Source organism: Bradyrhizobium sp. BR 1432, assembly GCF_051547705.1.
GTDB lineage: Bacteria > Pseudomonadota > Alphaproteobacteria > Rhizobiales > Xanthobacteraceae > Bradyrhizobium > Bradyrhizobium zhanjiangense.
On sequence record NZ_JBPUGF010000003.1, the window covers coordinates 7,144,517 to 7,169,827 of the forward strand.

At 62.4% G+C, this 25,311-nt stretch carries 17 protein-coding genes and 4 pseudogenes; 10 read left to right on the top strand and 11 right to left on the bottom strand.

Annotated elements, in window-relative coordinates; translation table 11 throughout:
• Positions 1-1,635: 1,635 nt before the first annotated feature.
• Together ACSKB8_RS34795 and ACSKB8_RS34800 are read right to left on the bottom strand one after the other, a co-directional pair.
• Positions 1,636-2,130 carry a hypothetical protein gene (locus ACSKB8_RS34795; protein ID WP_438109009.1) on the bottom strand — a complete coding sequence of 165 codons (495 nt, stop codon included), beginning with the start codon at positions 2,128-2,130 and terminating at the stop codon, positions 1,636-1,638.
• Positions 2,131-2,248: 118 nt separating this feature from the next.
• Positions 2,249-3,019: an IclR family transcriptional regulator gene (locus tag ACSKB8_RS34800; RefSeq protein ID WP_091895861.1), complete on the bottom strand. Its 771-nt coding sequence runs from the start codon at positions 3,017-3,019 to the stop codon at positions 2,249-2,251.
• A gap of 236 nt (positions 3,020-3,255) precedes the next feature.
• On the opposite strand from ACSKB8_RS34800, the gene ACSKB8_RS34805 reads away from it, so the two are divergent.
• The 6 genes and pseudogenes from ACSKB8_RS34805 to ACSKB8_RS34830 all read left to right on the top strand — a co-directional run bounded on the left by ACSKB8_RS34805 (position 3,256) and on the right by ACSKB8_RS34830 (position 9,288).
• On the top strand, positions 3,256-4,416 hold the full coding sequence (locus tag ACSKB8_RS34805) for an aminotransferase class V-fold PLP-dependent enzyme (protein ID WP_438109011.1): 1,161 nt from the start codon (positions 3,256-3,258) through the stop codon (positions 4,414-4,416).
• Positions 4,417-4,445: 29 nt separating this feature from the next.
• On the top strand, positions 4,446-5,357 hold the full coding sequence (locus ACSKB8_RS34810; protein WP_438109012.1) for an amino acid ABC transporter substrate-binding protein: 912 nt from the start codon (positions 4,446-4,448) through the stop codon (positions 5,355-5,357).
• Between the two features lie 62 nt (positions 5,358-5,419).
• A complete protein-coding gene (locus ACSKB8_RS34815; RefSeq protein ID WP_438109014.1) occupies positions 5,420-6,214 on the top strand; it encodes an amino acid ABC transporter permease in 795 nt (264 codons plus the stop codon).
• A pseudogene (locus ACSKB8_RS34820) lies at positions 6,211-6,902 on the top strand (amino acid ABC transporter permease). Before ACSKB8_RS34815 ends, ACSKB8_RS34820 begins: the two are co-directional and overlap by 4 nt.
• A 26-nt stretch (positions 6,903-6,928) precedes the next feature.
• Positions 6,929-7,697: pseudogene (locus ACSKB8_RS34825) on the top strand (amino acid ABC transporter ATP-binding protein).
• 114 nt (positions 7,698-7,811) lie between these two features.
• Positions 7,812-9,288, top strand: a pseudogene (locus tag ACSKB8_RS34830) (FAD-binding oxidoreductase).
• A 7-nt stretch (positions 9,289-9,295) separates the two neighbouring features.
• Here ACSKB8_RS34830 and ACSKB8_RS34835 read toward each other — a convergent pair.
• The 7 genes from ACSKB8_RS34835 to ACSKB8_RS34865 all read right to left on the bottom strand — a co-directional run bounded on the left by ACSKB8_RS34835 (position 9,296) and on the right by ACSKB8_RS34865 (position 17,694).
• The gene (locus ACSKB8_RS34835) at positions 9,296-9,949 is read right to left on the bottom strand and encodes a TadE/TadG family type IV pilus assembly protein (RefSeq protein WP_438109015.1); all 654 of its coding nucleotides are present in this window, start codon (positions 9,947-9,949) and stop codon (positions 9,296-9,298) included.
• Complete coding sequence (locus ACSKB8_RS34840; RefSeq protein WP_438109017.1) at positions 9,949-10,509, bottom strand: TadE/TadG family type IV pilus assembly protein; 561 nt, start codon at positions 10,507-10,509, stop codon at positions 9,949-9,951. Before ACSKB8_RS34840 ends, ACSKB8_RS34835 begins: the two co-directional genes overlap by 1 nt.
• 11 nt (positions 10,510-10,520) lie before the next feature.
• Entirely contained in the window at positions 10,521-11,945 is a 1,425-nt protein-coding gene (locus tag ACSKB8_RS34845) for a TadE/TadG family type IV pilus assembly protein (RefSeq protein ID WP_438109019.1), read from the bottom strand.
• A gap of 436 nt (positions 11,946-12,381) precedes the next feature.
• Positions 12,382-14,076: a GMC family oxidoreductase gene (locus ACSKB8_RS34850; protein ID WP_438109021.1), complete on the bottom strand. Its 1,695-nt coding sequence runs from the start codon at positions 14,074-14,076 to the stop codon at positions 12,382-12,384.
• Positions 14,077-14,244: 168 nt separating this feature from the next.
• Positions 14,245-14,778 carry a hypothetical protein gene (locus ACSKB8_RS34855; protein ID WP_438109023.1) on the bottom strand — a complete coding sequence of 178 codons (534 nt, stop codon included), beginning with the start codon at positions 14,776-14,778 and terminating at the stop codon, positions 14,245-14,247.
• A gap of 452 nt (positions 14,779-15,230) precedes the next feature.
• Entirely contained in the window at positions 15,231-16,790 is a 1,560-nt protein-coding gene (locus ACSKB8_RS34860) for an acyl-CoA carboxylase subunit beta (protein ID WP_438109025.1), read from the bottom strand.
• Complete coding sequence (locus tag ACSKB8_RS34865; RefSeq protein WP_176946012.1) at positions 16,720-17,694, bottom strand: IclR family transcriptional regulator; 975 nt, start codon at positions 17,692-17,694, stop codon at positions 16,720-16,722. The genes ACSKB8_RS34860 and ACSKB8_RS34865 overlap by 71 nt, the downstream gene beginning before the upstream one ends.
• A 94-nt stretch (positions 17,695-17,788) precedes the next feature.
• On the opposite strand from ACSKB8_RS34865, the gene ACSKB8_RS34870 reads away from it, so the two are divergent.
• The 4 genes and pseudogenes from ACSKB8_RS34870 to glsA all read left to right on the top strand — a co-directional run bounded on the left by ACSKB8_RS34870 (position 17,789) and on the right by glsA (position 23,512).
• On the top strand, positions 17,789-18,010 hold the full coding sequence (locus ACSKB8_RS34870) for a biotin/lipoyl-containing protein (RefSeq protein ID WP_128934384.1): 222 nt from the start codon (positions 17,789-17,791) through the stop codon (positions 18,008-18,010).
• Between the two features lie 144 nt (positions 18,011-18,154).
• Positions 18,155-19,320: pseudogene (locus ACSKB8_RS34875) on the top strand (TAXI family TRAP transporter solute-binding subunit).
• Between the two features lie 247 nt (positions 19,321-19,567).
• On the top strand, positions 19,568-21,643 hold the full coding sequence (locus tag ACSKB8_RS34880; RefSeq protein WP_438109027.1) for a TRAP transporter permease: 2,076 nt from the start codon (positions 19,568-19,570) through the stop codon (positions 21,641-21,643).
• Positions 21,644-21,664: 21 nt separating this feature from the next.
• Positions 21,665-23,512, top strand: a complete 1,848-nt coding sequence (gene glsA / locus ACSKB8_RS34885) for a glutaminase A (RefSeq protein WP_438109028.1) — start codon at positions 21,665-21,667, stop codon at positions 23,510-23,512.
• 342 nt (positions 23,513-23,854) lie between these two features.
• Here glsA and ACSKB8_RS34890 read toward each other — a convergent pair whose 3' ends face one another.
• Positions 23,855-24,157 (bottom strand): nucleoside triphosphate pyrophosphohydrolase family protein, encoded by a 303-nt coding sequence (locus ACSKB8_RS34890; RefSeq protein ID WP_176945636.1) that lies wholly within the window; start codon positions 24,155-24,157, stop codon positions 23,855-23,857.
• Positions 24,158-24,184: 27 nt separating this feature from the next.
• Positions 24,185-24,712, bottom strand: coding sequence for a carboxymuconolactone decarboxylase family protein (locus ACSKB8_RS34895; protein WP_091888497.1), 528 nt, complete (start codon positions 24,710-24,712; stop codon positions 24,185-24,187).
• Positions 24,713-25,311 lie beyond the last annotated feature (599 nt).

Sequence of the window (25,311 nt, forward strand, 5' to 3'; positions counted from 1 at the left end):
CCTGCAACAGTATGTGCAGGAAATGACTTGGCGCCTGAATCGGCGTAGCATGAGCTCTACGGAGCGCATGAACGCCCCGTTTGACGGCGTCGTCGGTCCGCAGCCTGACAAAGTGCCGATCGCCGATGAGTAGGAAGATAAGAAGCACTCCGCCGGAGCCGCCCCTTGGCCTCAATATGCCCTTTGATGGGGCGCTAAAGCGTTTCATCGGCGCTGATCCGAGCGAGGTGGAGGCGAGCGTTACGCGGTCCAAAAGAAAATGCCGCCGGGCAGAAAGCTGAAGGCTCCGTCCGACGGCGATGTCAGTCAAGCGAACGTGGTGTCTCTACGCGACCGACGGATGCGGAAACGGAATTGCGGTCGCTGACGTGCGGCGACGCGGCAAGCGTCGCCAATGCCCGCAAACCTGCTGAATCCGCCCATCGCGAATGCGATTATAGGTATCGATCCAAATAGAGCCGTTCATGCGTGTAGTTCCTTTCATTCGGTTGATGGGACGCAAACGCGCACGCGCGACAGCGCGCTCGGTCGTGAGGGACTGAGCGCGCTGTCGCGGCCTCGAACTGATTTTGAGGACTTGGGGAGGGCGTCGAACCTGGTTACGACGCAGCTCCTACATCCGGGCATGAAAAAACCCGGCGCGAAGGCCGGGTTCGGACGCAGTTAGCGAGTTTGCGTTTCGAGAGTGGCGCAACTCTCCTAATAGGGAGGAAATCGTCGGCTGAGTTATCATAAGCAGCGAAGCCCGGCGCTGGCCGGGCTTCGCATCTCGGTTGCATGGAGGGCAACCCAAGCTACCGTTAGCAAAGCCAGCTTTGCAGACTGGCCTAGAAGTCGAAGCTGAGTTGGTTCGGCCAAGAGCGCCAGTGCTCGCACACATGCTCTAAACGACCGAGCCGCTTCCGTGTGTACGAATTCACGTGCACACGCTTCGACCCCGAAGTGGGGTGCATTCCCATTTCGGTTCTCCACGACTTTGGCGGGCTGAAGCCCGCCTGCTCCGGACTGCGGTATTGCAGCCGCGCGGCGTGGAGCCCGACTGTCGTCGGTTCTGGAGAAGCCGCTGACGGTAGCTTGGGTGTTCTATCTGATTTGGCCGAAACCCGATTCTCAGGGCAACTACGGACAATTCTTCTAACGAGAGAATGAATCGGCTTTCGATCCATTCACTTTAGTGAGCAAGCGAACTTGCCGTCGAAGAGACCAGAGGTAGGAATCCCGCAATAGCGGAGCGCTGGAACGTAATCTCTTCGATCTAGGCACGGGACGTTTGACCGTGGCGTGCTCTACACCTGTTTTGAACTCGATACGCAGTACACCGTTCGTGGACAGACCGTTTTCTGCCCTATCCGCCAAGCCCTCAGCATCCAGTGCCTCTGAAGGGTGACTTCGCGGGCCTGTCCCGCGCATCGGTTTAGTCAACGCAAAAACTCCGGGTGGCCGGAGGGGTGGCTACAAGGGTGGCTGCGGTAATACGTGCAAAGCTTCGCATTACGCGTGGCCCCCGCGTGATCTGGCCGTGACGACTAGTGTGGCTGCCACGGTCGAATCGACCTTTCGTAAATCTGTGCCGCAACTTAGTCCTATGTCAGCTCGTATATAGGTCCCCATTGTTGCGGATGAGCGAAATCGAGGTCACTTCGCTTCCTTGTTCAATTCGATCGCGACCTCCGACATCCAGGAGCCCGGTGCTTCCATCAGAAAGGATTGATGATTGCTCCTGGTCTGGATCGTCACCAGCGCAGCCACCGTGTTTCCCTCAATTCGCGCCTCGATCAGGCCGTCCTTGTTCGTGCCATAGACCTTGCCGCCCTGTCGGTATTCGCTCTCGAACCAGTTGCCGGAAAGCTCCGTCCCGCTCTGCTCGATGTTCGCGGACAGGACCATCTTGTACGCATCGCTTGCGCAGCGCAGATCAAGTGTCAGCGACCGTCCCGGCTTGGTAACGTTGTACGCCACTTTGCAGCGAACCTTCTCACGCGGACCGTCCGACGGCTTCATGGTGCCGATGCCCGACCATGCGCCGGCCAAACTGTCGAACACCGGCTCTGCGCACAATGGGCTGATGCCGATCAGCACGAGGCAGGCCGCGCCAATGCCCATGCGCGCTGCCGGAAACTTCAATAGCATTCTGCCAATCCTGATCCGTAAAGTCTGAGCGCGTCCTATGCCTGAACAGCCGCGGGATGTTGACGAAGATGTTTAGAAATGTTGCAAAGATTGCCTGAACGTTGCCGGGATCGGCGCATCAATCAACTTGCAGAATGGTCTCCGACAGCAGAGCGGCAGCCTTTTGGAGCGGCGGTATGAACCGGTCCAGTTCGACGAAGCTCACGCGCGCCACCGGCACAGAGACACCCAAGCAAGCTATCAATTCTCGATCCGGTGACAGAATGGGGACGGCACACCCCACAACTCCCTTCACATACTCTTCGTTGGTTTTGGCCCAGCCTCGTTGCCGCGTGTCCTCCAGGACCTTCATCAGCCCGTGGACGTCGACGATTGTCGTTTCCGTGAATTTGGTCAGAGGTAGTGCGCGGCACAACTTCGCCCGGGTCCGCTCGGGCAGTCTGCTCATGTAGATTTTTCCGGTCGACGTGCAGTGTAACGGCGCCGCCTCTCCCGGATTGAACTGAAGGCCTTGCGGCTCCGAAACGCGAACGCTGTCGACATAGGCAACGAAGTTGTCGCGTACGACGCCGATCTCGCATTGTTCGCCGATTTCTCCCGCAACCGCCTGAAGCACCGCATGCCGCCGCGCAGTGCGGAAGGCCGCGCCGATAACAGTGGCGGACAGTGTGACGAGCTGGTTTCCCACAACGTAACGCTTGGTCCCCAACGCCTTCTGAAGAAGTCCGCGGTCCTCGAGATTTCCGATCAACCTGTGCGCCGTTGGAAGAGGCAGCGAGAGAGCCTTTGCGATCTCTGCCGCTGAGACCGCTTTGCGTTGGTCGGCAACGTGCCGAACGATCGCGAAGACACGATCCAATGGCCCGTCCTTCTCGCTGCGTTTCGTCATTTTCCCTCCGGCCAAATCGGCAGCAAAATCAAGACTTACGCCACATATTATCATTTTTCGGAATAAAATATATTGAAAATCGACAAAGTTGTTTGTCGAAATTCTGAAAGCTCATATTCTTGGCGTTGCCGGTGATTGACCAGAAATTGTGCAACGCAGTCTCACCGTTCCCAGAATCTCGCTCCGCCGCTTGGCCGAGAGCCAAGTCCCGACGGCGCGCCCAACAGGAGATGCGTATGTCTCGTCACTACGACGTGGACGCCGTGAGGAAGGAATTCCCCGCCGTCGAACGGATGGTCTATCTGGACTCCGGGTTTCAAACGCCGCTTGCGCGCCCGGTGAAGGCCGCGATCGAGCTCTTCCTTCGCGAGGGCTTCGAGACGGCCGGCCCGAAAAGCGTATGGCTCGACCGGGTGGAGCAGACCCGCGCCAAGGTCGCTCGCTTTCTCGGCGTGGCCGCGGATGAAATCGCCTTCACGAAAAATACGTCGGAAAGCATGAACATCGCGGCAAACGCACTGCCGCTCCGGGCCGGCGACAATGTCCTGCTGATCCACGGCGATCATCCGAACAACGCCTACGCGTTCCTCCATCTGCAACGGAAGGACGTCGAGGTCCGCTTCATCCCGATGACCGATATCGTCGATGCCGACAGCTTTGCTCCTTTCATCGACGAAAACACGCGCGCGATTTCGATGTCACACGTCACGTTCCACGCTGGTCACCGCTTTGACATCGAGAGCGTCGGCGCGATGTGCGCCAGGAAGAAACTCTACTTCGTCGTGGACGTGATGCAGTCGATCGGCGTCGTGCCTGTCAACGCGAAGGCGATTGGCGCGAGCTTCGTCGGCTCCGGAAGTCACAAGGGATTGCTGGTTCCGCAAGGGCTCGGGCTTCTGTATTGGGACAAGGCGCTCAAAGAGCTGGAGCCGGCCTATCTGGCTGCCGCGAGCCTCGCCGAGATCCCTGATGATCTCATCGCGCGCCCGGACAAGATGGCGCCCTCGCCCACCGCTAGGCGATTCGAGCTGGGCAACTTCAATCTGCCCGCGGTCCATGCACTGGGTGCTTCCCTCGACATGATCGAGCAGATCGGGGGGCAGAACATCCAGAACCACTGCTTTGATCTCGGCGATCACCTCATCGCGCGCCTGGACGAGCTGGACATCCGCCTCGTTGGCCCGCGCGATCGAAAGCATCGCGCGCCGCACATCTACGTCATCGCCCTGCCCCCATCGGACTGGCTCGGCCATTTCGAGGAGAACGATGTGCGCGTATCGCCCGAACGAGATGGCATTCGCGTCTCGCTCGGCATGTTCAACACCGCCAACGACATCGATCGCCTGATCGACGTCATCCGTCGGCGAGGGCTCGGACGCCCTTCCGCCGCAGCTTGAATTCGACAAACGAGGGAAAGGCAAAGACCATGAAGAAGCTTGTTCAGGCGCTCGGACTTCTCCCAGGACTCCTGGTTTCAGGACTCCTGGCCGTCAGCCCAAGCCCCTCGGCAGCAGCCGACAGCCCGACGCTTGATAAGATCAAATCCAGCGGCGCAATCACGATCGGCCACCGTGAGGCTTCGATACCGTTCTCGTATCTCGGGCCCGATCAGAAGCCCATCGGCTTCTCGCTCGATCTCTGCGCGGCGATCGTCGATCGCATCAAGGAGGAGCTGAAGTTGCCCAACCTCAAGGTCAACTACACGCCGGTGAATTCCTCGAACCGGATTCCGCTGATCCAGAGCGGGACGGTCGACATTGAATGCGGCGGCACTGCGAACGACAAGAAGCGGCAAGAACAGGTCTCGTTTTCCGTCGCGACGTTCGTCAGTCAGCCGCGATGGCTCGTCAAGGCCGCCAGTGGCGTGAAGACCGCCGGCGAGCTGAAAGGCAAGACGATTGTCGTCACGCAAGGCTCCAACGCGGTGGGTTTCGCGCAGAGCGTCAACGCCATGGAGCACCTCGGCCTCAACATCGTCCAGGCCAAGGACCACGCTGAATCCTTCCTGATGTTGAACACCGGCCGTGCGGCCGCCTTCATGGAAGACGATATCCTCCTCGCCGGGCTCAAGGCTGCGGCGCCGAATCCGGATGCGCTCTTGTTCCTTCCCGAGGGTTACGCAAAGATCTATTATGGACTGATGTTCGCGAAGGGTGATGCCGGCTTCAAGGGCCTCGTCGACGACGTTCTCTCCAAACAAATGGCATCCGGCCAATTCGAGAAGACCTACGCGAAATGGTTCACCAAGCCGATCCCGCCCAAGGGTGAGAACCTCGCATTCCCGCTCACGGACGAATTGATGGCGCGGATCGCGCATCCCAGCGATGCCGTTGACTGATTGACGGAGCTGACCGCCTCGCAAGGAAATCCTCGTTCGCACTTGAAACCTGAGGGCTCGCGATGTTCGGAGTGCTTTTTGAACAGACGGCGGACGGCCAGCGCTATATCGACTGGCTTGTGTCGGGTCTCGGTTGGACGCTGGCTCTTGCCTTCTTCGGCTGGTGGATCGCCTTCGGCATCGGTGTGGTCGTCGGCGTGGGCCGCACAGTCCAGAATCGCTTCTTTTCGATCCTGGCCCGGCTTTATGTCGAGATATTCAGAAACATCCCGGTCCTGGTGCAGATGTTCCTCTGGTACTTCGTCTTCCCGGAGGTCGTGCCCACCGCGCTGGGCGATGCCATCAAGCAAATTCCTCCGCCCTGGGCATCTTTCTTCCCGGCACTCCTTTGCCTTGGACTCTACACGGCTTCCCGAATAGCCGAGCAGGTCCGGGCGGGTATCGAAGCGCTCCCAAAGGGACAGATCGAGGCGGCCAATGCTCTCGGCCTCAGTGGTTACCTCACCTATCGATATGTTGTCGTGCCGCAAGCTCTGCGCCTCATCGTGCCGAGCCTCACCAGCGAGGTGATGGGCATATACAAGAACACCTCGGTCGCACTCACGATCGGCTTGATGGAGCTCACCGCGCAGGCTCGCCAGATCAGCGAGGCCACGTTCCAGACATTCTCGGCATTTGGCGCGGCGACGATTATCTACCTTTGTCTGGCGCTCGTTGCGTATCAGGCCATGACGTTCATCGACAAAGCAGTCCGCATTCCGGGGAGCGCTCCCGTCAAGCTCACTGCTGGCCAGGATCTGGCCGACGAGATGCAGCAAAGCGGCGCTCTGCCCGGTGCCATGGAGGTCGTGAAATGAACACCCTCGATTTCTCGAATTCTCAGCGCAATCCTGGCCCTATCTCTGGTCGGGCCTGCTCTTCTCGCTTGCGCTCACGGCCGCCGCATTCGCCATCGGCATGGTTCTCGGAACCTGCCTTGCGCTCGTCCAGCATTTCGAGATTCCGGTGTTCGCCCAGATCATCCGCGGCTACGTTGCGGTCATCCGGTCGATCCCGCTGATCCTCGTGCTGTTCTGGTTTTTCTTCCTGGTGCCAATCGTGCTTGGGCATCTCAGCGGCAACGGCCGCCCGATCCCGATCGGCGCAACCTATACCGCCTTTATCACCTTCGGCTTGTTTGAGGCGGCCTACTACTCCGAGATCATCCGTGTCGGGCTGCGGGCCGTGAACAAGGGCCAGTTCGAGGCCTGCCAGGCACTCGCATTGTCCACCTATGATACCTACCGCCATGTCGTCCTCCCGCAGGTCGTGCGCGTGGCCAGTCCGATCATCCTGAGCCAGACCATCATCCTGTTTCAGGACACTTCTCTGGTTTACGTGCTTTCGCTGACGGATCTTCTGGGCGCCGCTTCCAAGCTTGCGCAGCTCAACGGCCGCCTCGTCGAAATGTACCTCGTCGTAGCAGTGGCCTACCTCGCCATCAGTTCTGCAGCTTCCCAGTGTGTCGCTGCCCTTCGCAAACGATACGCACTCGCCACATCGTGATAACGCCTCGAATTTGGGAGAGAAACATGCCTCGGGAGAACTTGAGCGATGCCACGCAGCCCGGCGCAATCGTCGTCGTCGAGAATGTCGTGAAGCGGTTCGGCGCGTTCACTGCGCTGAACGACGTCAATCTCGAGGTCGGCAGGGGCGAGAAAATCGTTCTGTGCGGACCTTCCGGCTCCGGCAAGTCAACGCTCATCCGGTGTATCAACCATATCGAGAAGCACGACGAAGGCCGGATCATCGTCGACGGCGTCGAGTTGAGCAATCGCGTCGCCGACATCAACAGTGTGCGCTGCGAAGTCGGCATGGTGTTTCAGAGCTTCAACCTCTTCCCGCATCTCACGGTGGCCGAGAACTGCATGCTGGCTCCGATGAAGGTTCGCGGCCTGTCGGAAGCAGAAGCGCGCGATCGCGCACTCGGCTTGTTGCGGAAAGTCCGCATTCAGGATCAGGCAGAGCAAGTATCCCGCACAATTGTCGGGTGGTCAGCAGCAACGCGTCGCGATCGCGCGGGCGCTGTGCATGCAGCCCAAGATCATGCTGTTCGACGAACCGACATCCGCTCTCGACCCTGAGATGGTCAAGGAAGTGCTGGACACCATGGTCGAGCTGGCGCGAGAGGGCATGACGATGGTGTGCGTGACGCACGAGATGGGATTCGCCCGCGAGGTCGCCGACCGGGTGGTCTTCATGGATCGTGGAAGCATCGTTGAGGAGGCAAATCCGGAAACGTTCTTTCGGGCTCCGCGCACGGACCGGGCGAAGGGCTTCCTGAACCAGATCATCCACTAGGCCCTGCCCGGCTGACATCAGGGTACGTCGCTGAGACTCCTCGGCGCAAACGTGGACAATGTCCCGACGCACGTCACGTGCGCAGTGCACACCAAGATGCGCCAGAGGAAACAAATGCCGGCTGCCTTCCCGTCGTCCCTACCCGCTATCCCGACCGCTCCCTTGACCACCGAGATCAGCGATGCGTTGCGCGCGATCGTGGGCGAGAAGGGTTTTATCGAGGACGAGCACGGCAAGCAGCCGTTCGTGACGGATTGGCGCGGATTGCTGGTCGGGGGTGCTGGCGCCGTCGTTCGTCCAGGTAGCACCGAGGAAGTGTCCAAAGTGGTCCGGCTTTGCCATGAGCACGGCGTCGCGATCGTGCCGCAGGGCGGCAACACCGGCCTGATGGGTGGGGCAACGCCCTGGCCAGCGCACACCGGCATCGTGTTGTCGCTTGGCCGCATGAACCGCATTCTGGAGGTCGATCCCGTCGGCTATTCGATGACGGTCGAGGCCGGCTGCGTGCTGCAGACGCTGCAGGAGACCGCGGCCAGTCACGACAGGTTCCTGCCCCTCAGTCTTGGCGCCCAGGGCTCGTGCATGATCGGCGGCAATCTGTCGACGAACGCCGGCGGCGTGCAGGTGCTGCGCTATGGCAATGCCCGCAATCTCGTCTTGGGGCTCGAAGTCGTGTTGGCCAATGGCGATGTCTGGGACGGACTGCGTGCGCTCAAGAAGGACAACACCGGCTACGACCTCAAGCACCTGTTCATGGGCGCCGAAGGCACGCTGGGCATCATCACCAAGGCCGTGCTCAAGCTATGGCCCGCTCCGAAGGACGTCAGCACCGCGTGGCTGGCGATCCGCGATCCGCGCGCATCCCTGGAGATCCTGTCCGAAGCGCACGCAGCGTCCGAGGATAATGTCGGCTCTTGCGAGCTGATGAGCCGCGCCGCCATCGACATGGTGCTGCGTCACATTCCCGGCACCCAGGATCCGCTGAAGGCGGATACGCCATGGTACCTTCTGCTCGAATGGTCGTCCGCGCGCCCACGCCGGGACGGGACTGAGGGCATGTCCGAGAAGATGGAGCAGTTTCTGGCCGATCAGCTCGAGGCCGGCCGCGTGCTCGATGCGGCGATCGCGCACACGGTCAGTCAGTTCGCGCAACATGTGGCGCATCCGCGAGGGTGTTGCCGAGGCCTCACGGGCCGAGGGACCTGGGCTCAGCTACGACGTCTCAGTGGCGATTTCCAGGATTCCGGAGTTCATCGACCAGGGGCTCAAGGCCGTGCTCGGTATTCTCCCGACTATCAGGCCCTACCCGCTGGGGCACATTGGCGACGGCAATCTGCATTTTTCGTTCATGGGGCCCAAGGGCATGGATCAGCAGACGCTGACCCACTACAAGGGCGCCATCACGCGGGCCGTGAACGATCTGATCACCTCCATGGGCGGCTCGATCTCGGCGGAGCACGGCATCGGCATCGACAAGCTCGACGAGCTCAGCCACTACCGGTCGAAGACCGAGCTCGACATCATGCGCACGATCAAGCGCGCGCTCGATCCGCAAAACATCATGAATCCCGGCAAGGTGCTGCGGCTGTAACTGATGATCAACAGGTCTTCTGCTGCAAATGCTGGACGCAGGTGCAGGTCGACGTCGCCGGATATTTCACGTCGTAATAGGGAAAGCTCGAGGTGGCCGGGCTGTTGGTCGAACAACGCGGGAACAGATAGTAGCTGTCGGACAGCTTCACGGTGCCGGCGATGGTGAAGCCGAGGTTGGGCGCGTAATCGTAGGACACCTCGCTCAGAATGAGCGAGATATTGGCGTTGCTGGTACCGCTCGGCGCGGTAAAGGATGACAAGGTCAGCTGCTGACCGACGGCTCTCGCTCCCGAGGAGCTCGTCGACTTGCTCCACTGCACCGTCGCCTTCCCCGCGCTGTCGGTCGAGACTTCCGAGACTGTGATCGTCATCAAGGAGGTCGAGCCGTTCTTGGTCGGATATGGGGCCATGATGGCGGTCGCCGCCGCGAGAATGCCGTCCATTTGAGACGAGGTAACTGCCGTGTTCTGCGTGATCATGTCGGCGACACTGTGCGCGGTCGCGCTGACCTTTACGTTCATGGCGAGGCCGTTGCCGAGCTCGACACCGCCGACATAGAGCACCAGCATGAACGGCGCCACCATGGCGAACTCCGTCGCTGCAACGGCGCGGACATCGATCAACAGGTGCCGAGCGCGAGACGACAGGGCGGAGATCATCAGGAAGCTCCTGGCTCGTTCTGGAACGCGGCGGACGACATGATCAGCCGGTTGCCGTTGCTGAGGTTCGAGAGATTGAAACCGAGCGGCCCGAGCACGACCGGCCACACATACATGACGCGGAGAACGACGATGTCGCCGGCGTCGCCCGGGTCGTACTGCCAGGTGTTCTGGACTGTTCCCGATGCGTCGAAGGTCAAGGTCGGCATCCCCGTGTTCGCGGACGTCCACGAGGTCGCCACCTGCATGTCCACCATCAGGCCGCTGCAATTGAACAGGATCACGATCTGATCGCAGACCTTCTGCTTGAAGGCATCCTTCGTCATCTGTGCGGACTGAACCTGTCCGGTCATGACGAGGCGCGCCGACTGATGCACGACGGATTCGAGCATCTGCTGGGCGAAGAAGACCAGAAACGTCTGGATCAGTGCGATGATAAGGGCGAGGAACGGCACGGCCACGAGCGCGAATTCGACGGCCGTGGCGCCCCTGCTGTCCCGCGCGAAAACGGCGCAGCGATTGCGGCGTCTTTTCGTTGTTGCAACATCCGGTCCGGTCATGGCGCGTTTCTCTACTGCACGAGGCTGGCCGTGCTCGACGCGACCTTGAGGAAAAGGTTCGTCAGCGCCGCGGAAATGTCGCCACCATTCTGAACACTCGCGTACAGACCGGGCGAGGCGCATGATTGCAGCCGTTTCGCGATCGTGCCCGTGGACGAGGACGGATTGTTGAATTGCGAGATGCGAGTTGTGTACCAGCTGTCGCTCAGCTGCAGATATTCGGTGTAGAGGATCGCGATGCGAATGTTCCGCTTCTTGATGGTATCGCATACCGTCGTGTTGAGCGGTTGCTGGCATCGCAAAGTCGTCGAGTTGGCTGTCGGAAGCGCATAGGTGGCATTGGGGTCGCAGCTGCCCCCCGTCTTCGGGATGAGCTTGTCCTCGACGCCGTCGGTGACGAGGAAGACCACTTCCTGCGGCGTATCGCCCGACTGATTGGTGCCGGTGCCGGGATCGGGCATGGCGGCGTTGAGGTTCGTCAGCCCCTTCGAGATATCGGTGCCGTAGTCGGTGGTGTAGATGCAGTTGCCCTTGCTGTCGAGAACGGGGCAGTTCTGGTGGTCGACCGTCAGGAGCTGAATGTTGGCGATCTTCGTGCCGGCGGTGGTCGGGGTGGTCAGCGTCTGGATCGTGTTCAGGGCGTAGTCGAAGGTGTAGATGGCGGCCTTGTAGGTCGTGTTGTTGAGCGCCGACATGCACTGCATGACGCCGCCCGACACACCTGACTGCGGGCACGACCAGGGTCCGACCATCAATTGCTTGACGGCATTGGTCACGAGATCGATGCGCAGCGTGACGTTGTTCGCACGCGCGACCGTGAGATTGTCCTTGTTCGTCGAGCTGGGGTTTGCGTTGTTGGGATGCGCCTCATGGCAGGCGAATGCGCAATTCTTCGCGTAGGTGGGTTGGTTTTTCGTGGCGAGAATCATGTTGTCGATGTCGGTCTGGGTCGCCGCCAGCGCCATCGACGGGGAGTCATCCAGCAACAGGTAGAAGTTCATGTTGGGCGCACTGGACGCCCGCGCCGTCGCGGATCCGGCGACCTGCCAGGTCTGCTTGCCGAGAACGCCGGGGAAATTATTGATGGACTCCGCGGTGTAGGAGACCGTGATGGTCCGCGCGAGACCGGAATCGGTGACCGTGACCGTCGGCGTCGGCACCGCCGACAGGCCGGGAAGATTCGCCTTCGCTGCGAAGACGGCTTCCGCGGTCGACTTGACGACGGCCGTGTCGGTCTGCGTCAGCATCGCCGGCCTCACGGCCGCGATCGCGGCGGCGTCGGCGGCTGCGTTCAATTGCTCGCGCTTGCGCAAGGCGAGCGTGTAGTCGAGCGTCATGCCCAGGAGAAAGACGGTCGGAACCATCATGAGCGCGAAGATAATGGCGACGTTGGCCTTCCGATCTCTGGCGAAACGGAGCACTACCCGGCGGAGCATGACCTTCATCCTGATTGCCGTCGTGACGGCAAGAATACTTCCCTGAAATCTCACGATGCAGGAGGCCGCAGCATTCCTGCCGCCGACCACCTGCGCATCGCAGGCCGGAATATGGATTTGGCCTCTTAATCAACACTTACGTGCAATCCACAAACATGGACTGCGACAAATTGAGATGTCTCATATTGAGAAAGCATCATTAACGCCGGATAAACGCGATCATAGAGATCGCAGGCAGGAGCATCCGGACGGTCGGATGGTAGCTTCCAGGCCGGCGCCAGGCTGCGTCAATCCTGTCGATTGAGGTGGATCGCAATCGGCCGCAGGCCAGGATGACGGCATCCTGTCCTGGCTCGGCGCATCTGCCCTGAGACACGGAGGGCCCGCGGCTGCTCCGGCAAGCCGGCCGCTGATAATCCCGGAGAGCGCTTGCAGTTCACTGGATCGCGGCAGCGATCTTTTCCGCCGACATCAGGACCGGGAAGTTGGTGTTGGCGCATGGCACCACCGGGAAGATCGAGGCGTCGACGACCCGCAGGCCCTGCACACCCTTGACGCGGCCCTGGTTGTCGACCACCGCCATCGGATCGTCGTCCCGACCCATGCGGCATGAGCACGAGGCATGCCACACGCCGATGGTCGCCTTGCGCACGAAGGCTTCCAGCGCCTCATCGTCATTCATGACCTGATCGAAGGTGAAGCCTTCGACCACGAAATTGTCGATCATGTAGTGGCGCAGCGCCGACGGCCCGTCCATCAGGGCCGCGGCGATCGTGGTGAGGATTTTGTTCTTGGTGTTGACCACGCCGATCTTGCGGACGCGGTCGGTATAGGCGGCCGGGAACGGCTTGTCCGTCACCTTCCTGACGACTTCGCTCATCTGCACCGCCGCCATCTTGCGGAAGCCGCTCATCAGGCGATCGAGGTCGCGCCGGTCGGACAACAAATTGAACTCGACGATCGGCTCCGCGGAGGGATCGCGCGAGGCAAGCTTGACCTGTCCGGTCTCGGAATAGGTCTTGTTGACGAACGTCAGCAGCGAGCCGATCTGCTCCCCGACCGCATGCCAGGCCGACTTGCTGAGCAGGACGACGAACATGTCGCCCTTCGGCACGCCCGGCAGCCCAGAGGAATAACGCAGGCCAAGCTGCATGTGGCGCCGGGTGTGCTCGTTCATGCGCGCGCCGCGGCGGACGAAGGACGACAGCGAGATCGAGGGATGATCCATCAGGCGCTGGCCGACGCCCGGCAAGCCCATCAGCACGGGAATGCCTAGATCCTTGAGGTGACCGACCGGACCGATGCCGGCGCGCAACAGATGCGCCGGCGAATGAATGGCGCCGCTGGAGAGAATGATCTCGCGTCCGCGGAATTCCTGCTCCCGCCCGTCGACCATAGCTTTCACGCCGACGCATTGCGTGCCCTCGAACAACAGCTCGCGAACCTGCGTGTTGGTGGAGATCGTGAGGTTGGCGCGCTTGCGGGTGTCGCGGTCGAGATAGCCCATGGCGGCCGAGACGCGTTGCTCGGCCTGGTTGGAATGCGTCACCGGGAAGTAGCCGTCGACGAACTCGCCGTTCTGGTCGGGCACGAACTGATGGCCGGCCTGCTGGAAGGCCGCGGCGAAGGCCTGTGAATGCCGCGTCCAGTGCTCCCGCGGGATGCGGCGGACCGGGATCCTGCCGTCCTTGCCGTGGTACGGCCCGTCGAAATCGAGGTCGCGCTCGACCTTCTTGAAGAAGGGCAGCACGTCGTTCCAGCTCCAGCCCTCGGCGCCCCGCGCCTGCCATTCGTCGTAGTCGGTCGGCGCGCCGCGATTGGCCATCTGGCCGTTGATCGACGAGCCGCCGCCGAGCACCCGCGCCTGCTCGTATTTGCGCAAAGGCGGACGCCCCTCGTTCGGATTGTTGTGGCTGACAACTTGCGTCGTGACCTTGAGCTCGGTCCAGTGGAAGCGCGGATCGAAATAGGCCGTGCCCGGATAGCTGTCCCTGATCTCGGCCGGCTCGTTGCCCGGTGGCGTGTCCTGTCCGGCTTCGCACAGCAGGACCTTGTTGGCGCTCTTTGCGGAGAGCCGGTGGGCCAGCACGGACCCTGCCGAGCCGCCGCCCACGATAATGAAGTCATACACGATTGGCGCTTCCTCTTGTTCTTGCCGGAGGAGCGTAGCGCGTTATTGTTGTGAGGTCACGCCGCATGGATTCATCGCGCGCGTTCGTGGGAACGCGCGCTCAATCCGCAAACGAATTTCGGCAAGGTGTGACGGCTCTAGTTGAAGCCGGGCAATCCCGCCATTTTCTCAGCCGCGCGGGTTGACGACCGTGTAGCCCCGCAGCGAGCGCGCATGCATTCGCGTTGTGTGACCGCCCGAATTGGCGTCGTACGCCATCCACATGTCGCCTCCGAGGTGCTGCTCCAGGACGAAGACATGCCCGCGCCGGGCCGCGACCATTCCCGGTGCCGGTGACGTGCGCGGAAAGCGCAGCCAGTTCGCGGCGAGATTCAATTCCGGCACCACACGACCGAACACGCGCAGAGCTGCGCCGCAGCCGCAGAAGGATGAGGGGCAACCAGCCGGCCGCCCTCCAATGATGCGCGTGCCGGAGACACTCGTCGCCGCGGCGCCGCCTGCGTCGGTCACTGTCAGTTGCGTTGAGCGATAGGCTTGCAGTGAGGATCTGGGCGTCCGCTCAGGGCGCGTTTGCGAATACGAGAAGTCGCAGGGCATCGTGACGTTGCATTCAGGTACTTGATGAATGCGATAGGGCCGGGCTTCGGAGGCAACGGAGCTAAAGGCAACGAAAAGGCACGCAGAAAGAACTGACTTGAACATTGCAGGCTCCAAATTGTGAGATCCCTGCCCCACAGCGAGCAACCAATAACAGTTTGGCTGAAATCGGCCTAAAGAGCGGCTGAAAGTGGTTGCATTTGCGGGCTGGCCTCCGCAATCGTTGTAAACCAGACGTTGCGGCCGGAATGATTAACTCGCAGAGAACGAACGGCGTGTCATCGAAACTGAGACTTGACCACATGTGCATCAGCCACGGCTATGTCGCTGCAAACCGCGGTCAAGCGTCCCCAGCTAGCGCGCAGGCGCGTGGGGAATTTCCCATCGCTCGAGACGATCGATTGACGCTTGCCGTTCGTGCTGGCCCAGCCAAATCGTGAGGAGGACCAGCGCGCCGGCGAGAGCGCCGATGCCGAAATACAAGCTCCTCATGCGCGACGAATGCGGCACGCCAGGAAAGGTTCCTCGCGTTGCCGGCTGCAATCACGGCTTGAGCGCTACGGCCTGATCGAAAAATTCTCCGGCGGCCCGGGCTTGCGCAGCGGCTCGGCCAGCCGGGCGAACTCGCACAGCAATGATCGCGTCCTTCTGGGATCGATGATCTCCTCGACCCAGAACTTTTCGGCCGACCGGAACGGCGAGCGCAGCTTGTTGAGGCGCGCTTCGATCTCCTTCAGCTTCGCGGCCTTGTCCTCGGCCGCGTCGATATCGGCGCGGTAGGCGGCTTCGATGCCGCCTTCGAGCGGCAGCGAACCCCAATAGGCGGACGGCCAGGCGTAGCGGATCGAGAAGCGGTCGGCGGGCTGATGCACGACCCCGGCGACGCCGAAGGCGTTGCGCAGAATCACCGTGCACCAGGGCACGGTGGTCTGGTTCACCGCGGCCATGGCGCGGACGCCGTGGCGGATGGTGGCGGCCTTCTCGGCGTCGAGGCCGATCATGAAGCCGGGGCAGTCCATGAGATAGACGATCGGCAGGTGGAAGGTCTCGGCGAAGTCGACCCAGCGCACCACCTTCTGGCAGGCATCTGCGGTCCAGGAGCCGCCATAATGAAAACTGTCGCTGGCGAGCAGCAGCACCGCCCTGCCCTCGAGCCGCGCGAGACCGACGATGATTGGCTTGCCGAAATTCTTGGCGACCTCGAAGAACGAGCCCTTGTCGACGACGGCGTCGATGATCGGCCGCATCTTATAGACCTGCTTGCGGTTGCGCGGCACCGCGCTCAGCAGCGCTTCCTCGGTGCGCTCCGGATTGTCGGTGCAGGGCAAGGTCGCCGGCAGCTCGTACACCGAGGACGGCAAATACGACAGGAAGCGCCGCGCGCAGGCAAACGCCTCCTCCTCGGTCTCGACCGCATGATCGATCGCGCCGGCGCGGGTCTGGATGTCGGCGCCGCCGAGCTCCTCCTTCGAGAGGTCCTGCCCCAGCGCCTTCACCACCGGCGGGCCCGCCACGAACATCGCGGACTTCCGGGTCATGATGGAATAGTGGCTTGCGGCAAGACGCGCGGCACCTAAGCCCGCGACGGAGCCGAGGCCGAGCGCGACGACCGGCACGCGCGACAGGTTCTCCGTCGTGAAGCGATACCAGCGCGTGCCGCCGATGCCGCCCGGCAGATTGGCCGCGCCCTTGGTCTCGATGGTCTTGACCGAGCCGCCGCCGCCGGAGCCCTCGACGATGCGGACGATGGGCAGGCGGAAGTCGCGCGCCATCTCCTCCGCCATCAGCGGCTTGGCCGAGATCGACGCGTCCGCCGAGCCACCGCGCACCGTGAAATCGTCGCCGACCACGACCACGGTACGGCCTTCGATGCGCGCACGACCGAACACGCAGTTCGCCGGCGTCACTTTCTGCAGCTCGCCGCTGGAATCGTACTCACCGATGCCGGAGACGGCACCGATCTCGTGAAAGCTGCCTTTGTCGATCAGTCCGTCGATGCGCTCCCGAACACTCAGCCGGCCCTGGTCATGCTGTCGCTTGACCTTGTCAACGCCGCCCATCTCCCGCGCGAAGGCTTCGCGCCGGGCGAGCTCGTCGAGTTCCGGCTTCCAGTTCATTCACTCCCTCCGAGTTGATCGGCTTGTTATTGTTGCGCACGGCCATTGCGACCGGCTTACGCGAGAGACGGTTGTTGAAGGCATCGCCCTCCGCGCCTTCCATCAGGCTGCCGAGCGAGCGGCCGAGCGTGAGCATCAACGGGGCGACTTCGTCATGCAGCCGCTGCTCGTCATACATCGCAGCCAGCAGGCCGATCGTGATGACGACGAAGGTCTGATACTGCGGCGACCAGATCGGCACGGCGAGGCCGTTGATGTGCGGACTCCACAGGCCGCAGGCCACGACATAACCGCGCTCGCGCAGCGACTGCCGGTTGGCCTCGATGCGGGGCCTCAAGATTTTTGCAGCCTCGGGCGCTTCCCGCTCCATGTCCGCAATGAAGGCGTCGCCGACCTCGGGCGACAGCGCAGCGGTGTAGGCCGCGCCTGCCGCGGTCGAAGCCATCGAGATGCGGCTGCCGGTGCCCTCGTGCAGGCCGAGCGCGCTCGCCGAGCGCGCGAACTGGAGATAGACGAGATGGAAGCGATCGGGAACGACGAAGCCGACCGTGCCCGGAAGCTGCTCGGCGACTTCCTGAAGCCGCTGGCGGATCATGCTGCGCAGCTGCGCGCCCTTCATCATCGAAGCGCTCATCGCCACCGCGCTCGGGCCGATGCGATATTTCTGATCGCGCGGCAGGTAGACGAGCTGGCCCATCCGCGTCAGCGTGTGCGTGAGCCGCGACACCGTCGAGCGCGGCAGGCCGCAGCGATTCGATATCTCGAGATTGCCGAGCCTGCTATCGTGGCCCTCGAAGCATCGCAACACGTCGAACGCGCGCGACACCACCTGGATGACATCACCCTCACCGGCATCGCCAGCGAGCACACCTTGCCTACTCAACCGCTCCGATCGTCGTCCCATGTTCCCTACCAGCTTGTTTCGCTCTGCGGAATTAAATTCCACTTGCAGACGACGCTACCTCAGGCATCTTGCGACGACAACAAAAAGGGATGGCATGCCAGAAATTAAGATCGTCACGGAGGTCGCGGGGCGCATCTGCGCAACTCCCGTGCAAGTTGGAGGAACCGTCGCAGATGGCGATGACGTTGTGGTCGTCGAAGCCATGAAGATGGAGATACCCGTGCAGTCGCCCGCGAGCGGCACGATCACGTCGCTTCTGGTGAAGCTCGACGACGTCGTTGCCGAGGGACAAGCGATCGCGATCGTCGCGAACTGACTGCATAATCCCTGGATTCCGCGACATTCTGTCAGCCTGGTTTCTGCATTCGCGCTCCGGCGTTGCCATCGCGGATGCCCGGTGACATGATCCGATTCAAGCAAGAAGGTCTTCGCGCTTAAGCGAAGATGATGGAGGGAAAACATGCTTCGTGGGCTGCTCATGCTTGCGCCTGCCTTGGTGGCAGGCATTTCTTTTGCGTCTACACGCTATGCGTTCGCCGAGGATATCAAGCTGCCGGCGACATTGACGTTCACCGCCTATGACACCGGCACCGCCGGCTTCAACATCGCGGTCGGCGTCGGCAAGATGATGAAGGACAAATATGGCACCGACGTGCGCGTGCTCCCCGCAGGCAACGACGTCGCCCGCCTCGCGCCGCTGCGCGCCAAGCGCGCGGCCTCCTCGGCGATGGGCTCGGGACCTATTTCGCGCAGGAGGGCGTGTTCGAGTTCGGATCGAAGGAATGGGGGCCGCAGCCGCTCCAGATCCTGCTCTCGACGGTCGACTGCAATTGCGGCTCGCTCGGCGTCGCTGCCGACACCGGCGTGAAGGAGCTGAAGGACCTCAGAGGCAAGCGCGTCGGCTTCGTCGTCGGCTCGCCGGCGCTGAACCAGAACTCGCTCGCGGTGCTCGCCTTCGCAGGGCTGACGCAGAAGGACGTCAAGGCCGTCGAGTTCGCAAGCTACGGCGCGATGTGGAAGGGCCTGATCAACAACGACGTCGATGCCGCGTTCGGCACTACCATCACCGGCCCCGCCAAGGAGGCCGAGACCTCGCCGCGCGGCCTGATCTGGCCGCCGCTCCCCGCCAAGGACAAGGAAGGCTGGGCGCGGATGCAAAAGGTCGGCTCGTTCTTCTTCCCGCAGCTTGCGACCTGCGGCGCCGGCATCTCGCCGGACAAGCCGGTCGAGCTCGGTAACTATCCCTACCCGATCTTCGTCGCCTACGCCTCGCAGCCGGCCGATCAGGTCTATGCGATCACCAAGGCGATGATCGTGAACTACGACGCCTACAAGGATTCCGCGCCCGGTGCCGGCGGTCTTGCCGCCGACCGGCAGACCAAGAACTGGGTGGTGCCGGTACATCCCGGTGCGGTGCAGGCGCTCAAGGAGGCCGGGCAATGGAGCGATGCGCAGGAGGCGCACAACAACAAGCTGATCAAGCGGCAAGAGGTGCTTGGCGCGGCGTGGGCGGCGTACGGTAAGTCAAATCCGCCATCGGATGACAGGGCATTCCTCGACGGCTGGATGAAGGCCCGCGCGGCAGCGCTTGCCAAGGCCGACATGCCGAACGGATTTGAGGAATAGAACGCGATGCTGTTGGGTTTGATCGTTGCCGCGCGGGAAGTGCGCTCCCTCTCCCGCTTGCGGGAGAGGGTTGGGGAGAGGGTGTCTCCACGGCGGGATTCCCCCAGAGCAGGAAACCCTCACCCGGCGCTGGCGCGCCGACCTCTCCCGCAAGCGGGAGAGGTTGAGCGAGCCCGCGACGCGATCGATGCAAAACAACACCCATTCGCATTAGCCAGCGTTCAATAGCCCACGCGCGGGATCGATGATGCCTTCTGCTTCCACCTCCACCGGCTCGCAGGACGAGGCCAAGCGGATCGTGTTCGACGATCCGCACGGCGCCGCCGCCAACATGCAGGAGGCGGAGGTCACGCGCGTGCGTACGCTGCGCGGCGCCTGGCGCTGGACGCTGGTGGTTGCGACCGCGGCCACCATCCTGCTCTGCATCAACCAGCAATTCTCGCTGCGCTTCTTCGTCGGCTACACCCAGCTCAACACGGAGTATTTCTATCTCCTGATCGCGTTGATGCTGCCGTTCACCTTCCTGATCTTCCCAGGGACTGAACGCGCCCCGCTCGACCGCATCCCCTGGTACGACCTCGTCTTGTTCGTCGCGACCTTCGCGGCGGCGCTGATGCTGATGTCCAACGTACGCAAGGCGGCGGAGGCCGGCTGGGAGTTCGGCGGCGCGCCCAACAGTGTGATCGCAGCCGGCCTCGTGATGTGGGTGATGCTGATGGAAGCGCTGCGCCGCACCGGTGGCTGGAGCCTGCTGCTGAGCGTCTTGCCTTTCACCGTCTATCCGCTGTTCGCCGAATCCAGCTGGCTCGGGCCGTTCCGCGGCACACAATCGACACTCGAGCAGGCAACGGCCTATCACGTGCTCTCCGGCGAGAGCCTGCTCGGCATTCCGATCCAGGCCTTCGCCGACACCGTGATCGGCTTCCTGGTGTTCGGCACTGCGCTGATGATGACGGGCGCCGGGAAATTCTTCATCAACCTCGCCTTTGCACTGTGCGGTACCTTCCGCGGCGGTGCGGCGAAGGTCTGCATCTTTGCCAGCGGCCTGCTCGGCATGATGTCGGGCTCGATCATCTCCAACGTGCTCACCGCCGGTACCATGACCATTCCCGTCATGAAGAAGAGCGGTTTTCGCGCATCCTATGCCGGTGCGATCGAGGCCTGCGCCTCGACCGGCGCGGTGTTGGCGCCGCCGGTGATGGGCGCGACTGCTTTCGTGATCGCGCAATTCCTCAATGTCAGTTACGCCGATGTCGCACTCGCCGCGATCATTCCGGCGGCCCTCTATTACGTCGGCCTGTTCATGCAGGTCGATGCCTATGCCGCGCGCCACGGGCTGAAGGGGATTCCGCGCGCCGAGCTGCCCCGCATCATGGATACGATCAAGGACGGCTGGTACTACGTCTTCGTGATCGCGCTCCTGATCGTGATGCTGCTCTACTTCAAGCGCGAGAGCCACGCGCCGTTCTACGCCACCGCGCTGCTGCTCGTTCTGAACCAGTTCTTCTCCAAGGACACGCGCTGGACCTTTGCGACCATCGGCAAGTTCCTGGAGGTCAACGGCCGCACCTTCGTCGAGCTGGTCGGCATCCTCGCCGGCTGCGGCCTGCTGATCGGCGCATTCTCGATGACTGGCGTGGTGTCGAGCCTTGCCAACGACCTCCTGCACATTGCCGGCGACAACGCCTTCCTGCTGCTCGGCATGTGCGCGCTCACCAGCCTGATCCTCGGACTCGGCCTGACGACCACGGCCTGCTACATCTTCCTCGCCATCCTGGTCGCGCCCGCGCTGGAGAAGCTCGGGCTCAATCGCATGGCTGTGCACATGTTCATCTTCTATCGGGGCATGCCGTCCTCGATCACGCCGCCGGTTGCCATCGCCTCGTTCGCCGCCGCCGGCATTGCCGGCTCGCCGGCGATGAAGACCGGGTGGGAATCGATGTGGGTGGGCAGCATCATCTATTTCATCCCATTCTTCTTCGTGCTCAATCCGGCGCTGGTGCTGCAGGGGCCGAGCCCCTACCTCGCCGGGCTCGGCCTTATGGGGCTCGCCGCGTTCGGCACGCTGTTCATCTGCGGCGGCATCCAGGGCTACCAGCCCTTCGTCGGTAACTTGCGCGGCGCTGGCGCGCTGGAATGGCCGATCCGTGTGCTGCTGGTGATCGGCGGCTTCGTGGTCGCGACGCCCGGCGGCGGGATCATGCCGCTGTCGCAGATGCAGGTGACGCTGCTTGGCCTCGCGATCCTCGTGCCCACGGCTTTGCTCGCCCTTGTCCTGGTCCGCCGGCAGACCATCGTGCCGGACGGGTTGCGCGCGCCCTGATTGCGTTGCACAAGTGAGGCGATGAAGCCGCTATCGCCCGCCGCCTCCGCCTGGACCCGCTCGAAACCGCCCTTGCTGCGGTTTCTGGACAATTGCCTCAACGAATTCTCGGCCGAGACCTCAGGCAGCGTTGCTGACTACATCCCCGAGCTGGGCAAGGCCGACCCTGCCCATTTCGGCATCAGCCTCGCGACGCTGGACGGGCATGTCTACGAAGTCGGCGACAGCCGGGTGCCCTTCACCATCCAGTCGATGTCCAAGCCGTTCGTGTTCGCGCTGGCGCTGGACCTTTTGGGAGCCGGCAAAGTCGAGAGCGCGATTGGCGTCGAACCTTCCGGAGATCCCTTCAACTCGATCCGGCTCAATTCCGAAAACCATCCGTTCAACCCGATGGTCAATGCCGGCGCGATCGCCTGCACCGGGCTGATCTACGACAGCAAGGGCGCGGACGCTTTCGAGCAGATCCGCCTTGCGCTCGGCCGTTTCGCCGGACGCGAACTCGCTGTCGATGAATCGGTCTACGCTTCGGAGAGCCAGACCGGCGACCGCAACCGTGCCATCGGCTATCTCCTCAAGACCAACGCCGTGATCTCCGACAACGTCGCGGCCGTGCTCGACGTCTATTTCCGGCAATGCGCCGTGCTGGTCACGGCGCGCGACATCGCGGTGATGGCGGCGACGCTCGCCAATCGCGGCATCAATCCGCTGACGGGCGAGCAGGTGCTGACGCCGTACGCGATCTCGCGCACGCTCTCGGTGATGACATCGTCGGGTATGTACGATTATGCCGGCGAATGGGTCTACCGGATCGGCATCCCCGCCAAGAGTGGCGTCGGCGGCGGCATCCTCGCCGCACTCCCTGCCCGGCTCGGGCTCGGCAGCTATTCGCCCAAGCTCGACAAGCACGGCAACAGCGTGCGCGGCATCAAGGTCTGCGAGGCGCTGTCCTCGCATTACGATCTGCACATGCTCAACCGCAGCGACGACGCGCGCAATGCCGTCATTGCCGACTATGACATCGGCAAGAGCCCGTCGCGGCGCGTGCGCCGCCCCCAGGAGCGCGAGATTCTGGCGGCGCACGAGCAGGAGGTGCGGGTCATCGAGCTGGTCGGTACGCTGTCGCTGTCGGCGGTCGACTACGTCTCGCGCCGGCTCGCGGGACGGCCGCGGCCGCAATTCGTGATCTTCGATCTGCACCGCGTCACCTCCACCACGCGCGCCGGTGCGCGCCTCGTCGCCGAAGCCTTCGAAGAGCTCGCCGCACTCAACGTCACGGTGGTGCTGTCGGGAGTCAGGCGCGCCTCCAAGGAATGGGACAGCTTGCGGGAATGGACGGCGGAGCTGAAGAACGTCCGCGACTTCTACCTGCTCGACACCGCGATCGAATGGGCCGAAGACCAGATCGTCTACCGCTATGGCGGCTCGATCGACTTCCACGAGACCACCGAGCTTGCCGAGCAGCCGCTGCTCGCAGGGCTGAGCGAGAACGAGCTGTCCGACCTCGCCGCAATCTGCACCGTCAGGAGTTATCCGTCCGGCGCAAAGATCGTCACGACCGGCGACCTTGCCGATGCCGTGTTCTTCCTGCGCAGCGGCGCGGTCCACGTCACGCTGCCCGATGGCGTCAGGCTGGCAACACTCACTGCCGGCATGGCCTTTGGCGAGATGGCGCTGCTGGAGGCAACGCGCTCCGCCGACGTATTCGCCGACATGGCCGCAACCGTGTTCGAAGCGCCTTTGAAGGATTTCGAGCGCTTCCGCGAGCAGCATCCCCGCGCCAGCGAGCGCATCATGCGCAATCTGGCCCAGCTATTGGCCGACCGCCTGATCGTCGCCAACGCCAAGGTGGATATTCTGACGTCGACGTAGCGGCGGCCGAGCTCTTCACCTCTCCCCGGCGGGTAGGGCTATCGCATATGCATTTCGCGGGGACCACCCGCGAGTTCGCTCCGCCTCTCCCGCTTGCGGGAGAGGCCGACGCGTCCCGGGCGATGCGAAGCATCGTCCCGAGCGCGGCGGGTGAGGGCTCTCACCGCACTGGGATCGCCTCCGCAATTCTCGACAATCCCCACGCGGAGGCACCCCCACCCCAGCCCTCCCCCGCAAGCGGGAGAGGGAGCCCACTGCCGATGCCGAAGCATTATTCACGCCATATGCGATAGCCCTACCCCGGCGGGGAGAGGTGACCGGGGCCTTCAGCTCACGCTTGCGTCAGCGGCTCGCGGCCTCGCTCAGCCGCCGGTTGATCCTGGCTGCGCTGGTCTTGAGCACTTCGGACGGCTGCTGGCCGGTGGCCGCGCACAGGCACGCCCAGTAGTAGACGACGTCGCCGAGCTCATTGACGAGACCCGCCTGATCCAGCCAGCCGTCGCGGAGCAGCTTCTTGATGTGATCGGCGACCTCGCCGGCTTCGCCGGCAAGGCCGAGACCGAGATAGGACAGCCGCTCGTTGGACGGATGCTCTTCGACTTTCGCAATGGTCGCGGCCCAGGCCGCATATTCATCGATCGTCATCGGCATTCCTCGCCGCTTCTAATCTGATCAGCCCACCACTTCCGTCACCGGCTGCAGGTCGATCTCGAACGTCTCCAAGAATTTCGAGGTCATAACGTAGAAGCCGACCGAGAGCTGGAGCTCGACCAGCGCGGCCGGCGTCAGCTTCGATGCGATCGCTTTGAAGGTCGCATCCGTCGGCTTGTTCAGTTTCACGATCTCGTCGGTGAAGGCCAGAGCGGCGCGCTGCACCTCGTTGAAGCAGCTCGCCGCCTGCCAGTTTGCGATCGCCTCGTTCTGCTCGTCGGTGACACCGACATTCTTGCCGATGCGCTTGTGCGCGACGATCTCGTAAGGTGCCTCACATAGGATGCCGGTGCGCGTGATCGCAAGCTCGCGTACCACCGGATCGAGCTCGCCCTTGTGGCGGATGGCGCCGCCAAGGCGGCAGTACTGCTCGAAATAGCTCGGCGAGTGCGCCATCATGCGAAAAATATTGGCGTTGCGGTTCTTGTCGAGGATTTCGCGGGTGCGGTCGGAGGCCTTGGACGGGTCGCTGTACTGAATGCGGGCCATGATTTTCCTGAAGTTTTCCCTGAAGTTTGTCTCTAAAGTTTTCTTGGGCTTTTGATGCTTTTTGTCGTTGCCGGTGAGAGTTCCCCAAAACTCTATTCTTGCGCCGACGCAGGAGCAACATCATCGAGTCAAATTGCCGCCGCATTGCTGATCGACCCTGACACAGTCGATATTCGCCGCGTGGGGACAAATTGCGGTGGGTACTCGTGAGTGGGGTGTTCCGAGTAAAACAATTGGCCGTCTTTGCGCTCACCACGCAACGATGAGTCACGCCCAAGTCTAGGGAGAACAAGGCATGAAGGAAGCCACCAAGGGGGCGGCCTCGGGAGCGCTCGCGCATATGCTGGCGGTGACAGCGATGCTCGTCATCGCCAGCATCTTGTTCTACGGGCGTTAGAGCATGATCCGGAAAAGCGCGTAACGGTTTTCCGAAAAGATCATGCTGAAACAATAACCTAAAGCGCGATGACGATTCATCCTAATCTCGTCGCGCTTGAGTTGGAGTTTTAGAGTTTTCGTCATTCCGGGGTGGCCCTCGCACAGGCCAGGCCCAGAATCCCGTTCCAGGCTCGGTCCTTTGGACCGCCCCCGAATGACGA